Source organism: Micromonospora tarensis (assembly GCF_016803395.1).
In the GTDB taxonomy this organism is placed as follows: Bacteria; Actinomycetota; Actinomycetes; order Mycobacteriales; family Micromonosporaceae; genus Micromonospora; species Micromonospora tarensis.
The window spans coordinates 1-2,148 of the sequence record NZ_JAEVHL010000455.1; the positions used below are offsets into that span (position 1 = coordinate 1).

Here is a 2,148-nt window from a genome sequence, read left to right on the forward strand (position 1 = left end):
GTGGGGGGTGGGTTAGGTGGGGAGGGTTACCTCGCCGGTGGCGACCAGGACGGCGGGGCCGGAGAGCCAGCAGGAGTTCTCGGTGACCGTCACCGTCAGACGGCCGCCCGGCACGTCCACGGCGACCACCCCGGTGTCCCGGCCGGCGTCGCGCAGGGCCACCGCGCCCACCGCGCAGGCGCCGGTGCCGCAGGAGAGGGTCTCCGCGCTGCCGCGCTCGTACACCCGCATCACTGTGTGCCCGTCGGTGCCGTCGACCGGGTCGCCCGGCACGATGAACTCCACGTTCACCCCGGTCGGGAAGACCGCCTGGTCGAAGCCGGGTGCGCTGGTCAGGTCCAGCGCCGACAACTCGACGCCGGCCGGCAGGACGCAGACCAGGTGCGGGTTGCCGACGTCCACCACCGAACCGGTCAGGGTCAACCCGCCGAGGGTGGCGGCGGAGCTGTCGTACACCCGGGGTCGGCGCATCTCGACGGAGACGGCGTCGCCCTCGATCAGCGCGCGCACGACGCCGGCCCGGGTGGCCACCGGCAACGCCGCGCCGGCGGGCGTCGCCAACCCGGTGTCGAGCAGGTAGCGCACGAAGACGCGGGCGCCGTTGCCGCACATCTCGGCGAACGAGCCGTCCGCGTTCCAGTAGTCCATGAACCACTCGGCCTCGCCGGCCTGCCCCGCGCCGTCCGGATGCTTGGCCGCGCGGACCACCCGCAGGACGCCGTCCGCGCCGATCCCGCGCCGCCTGTCGCAGAGCGCCGCGACCAGCTCCGGGGTCAGGTCCAGCTGGCCGTCCGGGTCGGGAAGGAGAACGAAGTCGTTGCCGGTGCCGTGGCCCTTGGTGAACTCCACGCCCCCATCATCGCGCAGCGGCGGGCAGCAGACGCAGGGCGGCCCCGATCAGGTCCGGTCTCGCCGAGTCCAGCCAGTGGATCCGAGAGTCGCGCCGGAACCAGGAGCGCTGCCGGCGGACGAAACGCCGGGTGGCCCGAACCGTCTCCTCGCGCGCCTGCGGCTCGGTCAGCTCACCGGCGAGCAGGCGCAGCACCTGGTGGTAGCCGAGCGCCCGGCTCGCCGTCCGCCCCTCGGGCAACCCGCGCCCGACCAACTCGCGGGTCTCGGACACCAGGCCGTCGGCCCACATCCGGTCGACCCGCAGCGCGATCCGCTGGTCGAGCAGCCCGGTGTCCAGGTCCACGCCGAGCTGCACCGCGGGGTAGTACGAGGTTGGCTGCGGCAGCGAGGCGGTGAACGGCGCGCCGGTCAGCTCGATCACCTCCAGGGCCCGGACGATCCGCCGACCGTTGCCGGGCAGGATGCCCTCGGCGGCGACCGGGTCGGCGGCGCGCAGTCGCGCGTACAGCGGTGCGGGGCCGACCTCGGCCAACTCCCGTTCCAGCCGCTCCCGCAGCGCCGCGTCGGTGCCGGGGAACTCGAAGTGCTCCAGCACCGCCCGCACGTAGAGCCCGGACCCGCCGACGAGCAGCGGCACCCGCCCCCGGGCCAGGATGTCGTCCACCGCCGCGCGGGCCAGCCGCTGGTACTCCGCGACGCTCGCCGGCTCGGTGACGTCCCAGATGTCCAGCAGGTGGTGCGGCACCCCGTCCCGCTCGGCGTGGGTCAGCTTGGCGGTGCCGATGTCCATGCCCCGGTAGAGCTGCATCGAGTCGGCGTTGACCACCTCCCCGTCGAGGGCGTGCGCCAACGCGATGCTCAGCGCCGACTTACCGGCCGCCGTCGGGCCGACCACCGCGACGACCGTGCCGACTCCGCCGCCGGTCACTCAGGCTCCCAGGACGCCACGAAGTAGGCCACCCCGTAGGGGGCCGAGTCGTGCAGCAGCTCGCCGCGCCAGCCACCGCCCGCCGCGCGGGCCACGCCGGCGAGCACCTGCCAGGGCGCGCGACCGGCGGCCTTCAGCTCCGTCGACAGCACCGGGTCGAGGTCGCGCAGGACGTCCAGGTCCGCGTCGGCCAGGGCCGCGGCAACCCGCCGGTCGTACGGGAGGGCGCGCGGGTCGTCGTACCCGGGGGCCTTCTCTCCCCGGCAGGCCGACCCGTCCCCGAGCACCAGCAACGCCACCCGGTCACCGGCGGCGTCGATCTCGTCGGCGACGCGCGGGCCAGCCTCGGCCGGGCCGCGTCGGCGGCC

At 75.2% G+C, this 2,148-nt stretch carries 2 protein-coding genes and 1 pseudogene; all 3 read right to left on the minus strand.

Translation table 11 applies throughout. The features are described 5' to 3' along the window. Nucleotides 1–12: 12 nt before the first annotated feature. The gene (dapF, locus tag JM949_RS35435) at nt 13–849 is read right to left on the minus strand and encodes a diaminopimelate epimerase (RefSeq protein WP_203152406.1); all 837 of its coding nucleotides are present in this window, start codon (nt 847–849) and stop codon (nt 13–15) included. A gap of 7 nt (nt 850–856) precedes the next feature. Then, nucleotides 857–1,780, minus strand: coding sequence for a tRNA (adenosine(37)-N6)-dimethylallyltransferase MiaA (gene miaA, locus JM949_RS35440; RefSeq protein ID WP_203152407.1), 924 nt, complete (start codon nt 1,778–1,780; stop codon nt 857–859). Then, a pseudogene (locus JM949_RS35445) lies at nt 1,777–2,148 on the minus strand (hypothetical protein); the annotation flags it as partial. The gene miaA and the pseudogene JM949_RS35445, both read right to left, overlap by 4 nt.